Genomic DNA, 5825 nt, shown 5'->3' on the forward strand with positions numbered 1-5825 from the left:
ACGCACTACAGCCGGGGACACTACATGTTGGGGCAGCCACCCAGACCCCAAACCTGGACACAACACCGCTACCCATTCTTATTTGCGTAGAACCCCACGGTACAAACTCAAAGCCCCTAAATTACGTAGAGCCAGTCATACATTGCTGTAATAACCGGGATTAAGGGACGGGATACTCGTCTATTTAGAAACTTTTGACCAGGGGCTGCCACCAGAAAAATTCCTTAAGCTCTCCAACGTGCTTTGTGCCGCTAGATTACTAAGTTAACCGTAGCGCTATATTATATACTAAAAATCATACCTTTAATCTAACGTAAGAGCGAATGCGATCAGTTAGGCAGCGATTCCAAACCTGAAGTGCCTTTTCAAAGAGGCCCTAAAAACTCTTTTAAATAAACCCTACATTTGAAGAAGGCCCCACACTAGGAAGAAAATCAATAAAAAAAGATGCTACCGAACGAGAGGTAACGATTCTGGCCAGGCACCTCCCTTGAAAACATTAAGATAACTAGCAGTAATATTGCCAATATCCAATGCCTGTCTACCAGCTCTTGCAAGACGATCCGCAAGAACTGTTGCTGTCGCACCTAAGGATAGAAGAAAGAGGTCAGCATCGCTCTTTAAACATTTTTCGGTTAGGTTGTCAAGGTCAGAAAAAGCATCAACGGGCGGACCGTCTAATCTTTCAATTGCAGAAGCATTTCCGAACAACTCTTCAATAAATTCAAAACGACCATTTTTTCCAGTAACGAGCATAATCCTTCGCCCGTCCCAGAGTTCTCGCCAGAGTTCAACACCTTGTTGCCCATGACGCTCGAAGAATAGAGGTCGAGAAATAGACGCATGTCCATAGCAAAGTTGGTCGCTAAGTAAATCTTTCAGGAAAGGCCATGTGTCGAACCATACCTTAGCCCAGTGCGTATTTCGAAAAACCTGAGGCATACCGACTAATACGTGTTGTTCTTTCGACTCCAGGAGGTCGTTCAACTGATTTTTCAAAACACTTTTCAAGGCCACCTGAAGTTCATGCGTATTCTTTTGAGCCCGGTCCACATAGCCTAAGTGAAAGGCTAGCCTCAGCTCACCATCACCAAAGCGAGCTAAACTCATATTATTATCAATAATTTTGCGAAGTGTACCGAGCATGTCAAGCTGCGTAGTGTCAAAAAATTGCTTAGCCTCGATCAGTTCATCTTTCGCAGCTGCAAGTGCAAGAAGGTCTAGCTGAGGACGCTGACGAACCAGCTCCGATCGGATACTCTCCAAAAGCTCTGTCTGTTTTCGTAAATGCCGATCCAGGTTATCTAACCACTTATATTCCATACTATTTTCCTCTTGGGGTATCGGTAGGTTGCAACTGAGAGCAGTTAAGTTTAAATACCTTACTGACTTCCTGTTATAGCAGTTTAGCCCACCACCTGTCTATATTCTAGAAATTCACTGTCAAGCAACATGATTTTTAGACGCTCTGTGACATGTTTTTTGGACAGATATACCCCGATGGGGCCTGTGTTTTGGGGGTTGGTTTTTTGTGGCGGCTAGGTCTGTGCGTTGCAGAGTTTTGGTGGGCCAAGTTGTCATCCATACTTGAGTCACCCGTAGGGGTGGGGGTTGAGCCACCTGCAGCGGCCCCAGGGGTGGGGCAGGTGGCAGGGTTGCCTGCGTCGAACCAGCAGAAGAGACACGAGTATCCCGTGCACACAAAGGGAATGGGTGCTCTCGTGGCGTTGATTCAGTGTTTGCTTGCCTTTTGACACAGTTCGCAGGCGCGGGAAGGACAACGAGGGTGGGAACACCCGTGCCTGTGATCGAAACTATCAAGTCCCTGTCAGGGAAGGGGGTAAGTGACAGGAAAATCGCCGTAGAGTTGAAGATTTCCCGGAACACGGTCGTGAAGTATGTCGCGGAGCAGGGCTTTTTTCCCACCGGCGCCGGCACGGAAACGGAAGGGCAAAAAAAATCGGTGATGGCTCCGGAGTGCGGGCAGTTGATCATCGAGATCCTCAAAGAGGATCTGACAGCACCGAGAAAACAGCGTCACGCGGCACAACGCATTGTCGAACGGCTGCGCCGTGGGAAGGGCTGCACCGGTTCCTGCCGGACGGTGGCCGGTTATGTCGCTGATGCGGGAAAACGCATCGTCCCGCGCGGCGGGTTCGCGGAGATGTGCTGGGCGCCGGCTACCGCGCAGGTCTATTTCGGCCATGGTGAGGCCCTGGATGCCACCGGGGCAACGGTCAAGCTGCTGGTGCTGGTTGTCGGCCTGCCGTATTCGAATGCCCGCTACTGCCGGCCGTTGTACGGCCGGACGGCGGAGTGTCTGACTTTGGGTTTTCACACCATCTACGACCATGTGGGGTTTGTGCCTTCGGTTCAGGTGTTCGGCAACGCCACATCGGCCGGCAGGCGCATCGGTGACCGGATCCGCGAGTCGGAGGTATTCACCCGGTTTCGTATCCGCCACGGATTCGAGGCCGGGTACTGCAACCTGTATTCCGGCAAATGAGATAAGGGCATGTGGAAAACGCGGTCGGGTTTTTGCGCCGTAACCTGCTCACCCCGGTGCCGGTGATTGAGGATTTCGACGAATTCAACCGGGATCTGCTGGCCCGCTGTGACCGGTTGACGCACAAGAGCCATGACGCCGAGCAGGAACGTATCTGTGATCTGCTTGACGTCGACAGGGCCGAGGGGCTGCCGCTTCCCGCTGTGCCGTTTGGGTGTGTGCGCCATGATGTCCGGACAGTCACCAGGCAGGGCATTGTCACCCTGGATGGCCGCGACTGTCTGATCGGTGACCGCTGTGCCGGACAACAAGTCATCCTGGAGATCAGCACTGACACAGTGGGGTTTTCGACCGGGACACCGGCGCAGAGATCATCAGCCTGGCCCGGGTCTGGTCCAAACAGCAACTCCCGCAGTCCAGCCCCCCATACCCTGCTGGATATCGCCCGTACCCGGTCCCGCGGCTGGAAGGAATCACTGGTCAGGCAGGTGATGCCGGACATTGTCGTCGACAACCCGGGACAACCAGGACCACGCCAGCCGCAGACAGGCCCTGAACCAGCTGTACAAAGCCGAAAAACTGATCGGTTTCACCGAATCCATGCAGGCCGCCCGTCAACTGATCGACCAGGGGGCAGCCATTGACCGGGGACAAACTGGCCGTCACCTACAGCTACGGGCAGGCCACCTGCCACCACGACCCCGGACTGAACCTGGGCGACTACGACACAGTCCTGGCCGGGGCCTAGAAAAAAAAAGGGGGTACAACCATCATGACCGACACGCTGACACAGGCCATCGTCCGGGATGCGGCGATCGTCCGCATCAACCGGGACCTTCTGCGTGAATCACTCGAGCATGCCACCCAAGACCAGCGGGAATACCTCGCCGAGGTCCTTGCTAGCGAGGTGATGCAACGTGAACGCAACAAACGACGCAGACTCATCGGTGCCGCGCACATGCCGGTGATCAAAACATTCGCCGACTACGACTGGTCGAACACCACTTTCCCACAGGGTTCACCCAACAGGACCTGGCCGGCCTGTCGTTTACCGACAAAGCCGAAGATCGTGTCTTCTACGGCGATGCCGGATGCGGGAAAACACACCTGGCGACAGCCATTGTCCACCAGGCGTGCACACGCGGTATACCGGCCCGTTTCACCACCGCTTCAAATCTTGTCACCGGTTTGCGTAAAGCCAAGCGGGAAGGCCGCCTGAACCGGGAATCGGCGGCGCTGCGTAAAACAACGCATCATCGCCATCAACGGCCTGGGCTATCTGCCGATTGACCCCGAGAGTACGCACCTGCTGTTCCAGGTCATCAATGACGCCTACGAACATCACAGCCCGGTGATCACCACGAACGTGGAGTTTCCCCGCCAGGGCACGATCATCAGCGACGACACCATCGCAGCCGCTGTCTTTGACCGGCTTGTTCACCACGCCCGGGTCCTACGGTTCACCGGTACGTCCTGGCGTTTGACTCATGCGCTGATGAGCCAGCGAAAATGGCCAAGTAGCCCAAGTAAAAATGGCAACCTGGCTCACATCAACTTGACAGAACACACTCATTAACGAAAAGACATGAAAATCGAAACTACCAGTCCTGGGGATAGTGGTTAACGTGGTGGATTAATCTGAGCTCGCTTCGGAGTGCATTGCAGCTACAACCTCGCTTGGTGAAGGTTCTAAAAGTCGATATTGCTGATGTTCCGCGGCCTCTGTGTTTACGATAAAACCATGTATAGCAAGAAAACATGTCAAAGGAACCAATGCTGTCAACACTTGTGGCGTGAAGCATGCGTCACGAGTTCTTCAAGGGCAGTTTTAGTAGCCATTGCGACCGTCATTTCGCTGTGGAGTGGAATGAATATCGCTTTGCCTGCTGCTGAGGCAGCGGACCTTTGTATTGCGGCAGACACGTGTACTGAGGCTCCACGGAAGATTGTCGAAGCGGGTGACGAGTATTATCTTGTCTGGAGCGACGAATTCAATAACGGTGTTTTGGATGAAGGTTGGAATCTATCCCAAAGACCAGTGGAAAACAAGAACTTTTTTTACAGAAACAAAATTGATCCAGTTGATGGTGATATTCGTTTGAAAGACGGTTTTCTTTCAATAGTTGCGAGTCCGAGAGAAACGCCAATAATAAATAATAAAAATAAGCCCGCTTATATTAATACGGGCGGGTTGTCAACTTTAGGGAAAAAAGACTGGAAATATGGCTATTTTGAGGCGCGTATTAGATACCATTCATCTAGCAAGCTTTGGCCGGCGCTTTGGTTTATGCCTACCGAGCAGTCTCGAGGCTGGCCCGCAGATGGTGAAATTGACTGGCTAGAAACTCTTCCTGGGAAAAATAACAGGAAGCAGGGTACCCTTACCCACACCACCGATTATCTTTCTCGCCGCGCCGCCAATAACACCGCTGCGCTTGCTGACCTAATTTCAGACAAGCCAATAACTGGGGATTGGCACACGTGGTCGATGAACTGGTCGGAGAGTGGTTTTTCGTTCAAGTATGATGGTCAAGAGTACGGTAGTCTTCGGCCTACGAATCCAATGCCTCCCGCTGATCAACGTAAGAGGGGTCTTACAAAGAGCGAGTATCGTTGGCCGTCGAACTTTATTTATGTTGATAAAAAAACAGGAGAGAAAACCGTAGTCGAAGATTTTTCTCCTATGGCGCCTTTTGATAGAAAGTTCTTTTTAATTCTTAATCTAGCAACTCTGGTGACAAGTAGATCGCATTTAAGTGCGATGGATTTTGATAAGAGTAAGGTGGATATCGACTACATACGTGTGTATCAGACCCCCGAACAAATTAAATTACAGGATACGTTCTACCTCCGCTTTGATACAGCTAAACAAGCAGTTGGTCCTGACGGTGAGATAGTGGTCGTCGAAGACCAATTAAAAAAATTGGGTGAGAGCATAGGGGATCTTCCCGTTCTGAGAAATAAGCATAATGAAGCAAGCTTCGGCTGGTATCGAAGGGCGAACCTCAAACCGTGGTCCAAAATTGGAAACGATACCGCCGTTAAGGACAGCTATATTCTTTTCCCGAAGTGGGAAGAAGCAGTTTGGGTTTTCAAGAATTACAGTGGGGGGCCGAACAGTCCTAAAAAACAAGAGGCTTTTAAACCTGGAGAAACTGTAAGGCTAGGCAAGCCATCCCCAATTGAGCAGCTTCGGTTTGATGGCTGGTTCAAAGACCCTGAATTCCGTCGCCCTGCAGAGGAGGAATTCGTACTTGATTCTGATGTGACGTTGTATGCGAAGTGGGTCAAGGCGCAGCGGTCGGTGTCGTTTGTGGCT

General features: G+C 51.6%; 6 protein-coding genes. 5 read left to right on the forward strand and 1 reads right to left on the reverse strand.

The window, feature by feature from the left end; genetic code table 11:
• Positions 1 to 450 precede the first annotated feature (450 nt).
• Positions 451 to 1323 (reverse strand): GT-D fold domain-containing glycosyltransferase, encoded by an 873-nt coding sequence (locus tag JZY06_RS06595; RefSeq protein ID WP_207278775.1) that lies wholly within the window; start codon positions 1321 to 1323, stop codon positions 451 to 453.
• Between the two features lie 568 nt (positions 1324 to 1891).
• On the opposite strand from JZY06_RS06595, the gene JZY06_RS06600 reads away from it, so the two are divergent.
• The 5 genes from JZY06_RS06600 to JZY06_RS06615 form a co-directional block, all read left to right on the forward strand.
• The gene (locus JZY06_RS06600; protein WP_207278776.1) at positions 1892 to 2506 is read left to right on the forward strand and encodes a hypothetical protein; all 615 of its coding nucleotides are present in this window, start codon (positions 1892 to 1894) and stop codon (positions 2504 to 2506) included.
• A gap of 11 nt (positions 2507 to 2517) precedes the next feature.
• Entirely contained in the window at positions 2518 to 3150 is a 633-nt protein-coding gene (locus JZY06_RS06605) for a hypothetical protein (protein WP_207278777.1), read from the forward strand.
• 397 nt (positions 3151 to 3547) lie between these two features.
• Positions 3548 to 3796, forward strand: a complete 249-nt coding sequence (locus tag JZY06_RS12445; RefSeq protein WP_255568475.1) for an ATP-binding protein — start codon at positions 3548 to 3550, stop codon at positions 3794 to 3796.
• Entirely contained in the window at positions 3792 to 4082 is a 291-nt protein-coding gene (locus JZY06_RS12450) for an ATP-binding protein (RefSeq protein WP_330617161.1), read from the forward strand. The genes JZY06_RS12445 and JZY06_RS12450 overlap by 5 nt, the downstream gene beginning before the upstream one ends.
• Positions 4083 to 4373: 291 nt before the next feature.
• The coding region (locus JZY06_RS06615) for a glycoside hydrolase family 16 protein (RefSeq protein ID WP_207278778.1) at positions 4374 to 5825 on the forward strand (1452 nt) is incomplete at its 3' end.

Origin of the sequence: Corynebacterium mendelii (assembly GCF_017307055.1) — a bacterium.
Classification (GTDB): domain Bacteria; phylum Actinomycetota; class Actinomycetes; order Mycobacteriales; family Mycobacteriaceae; genus Corynebacterium; species Corynebacterium mendelii.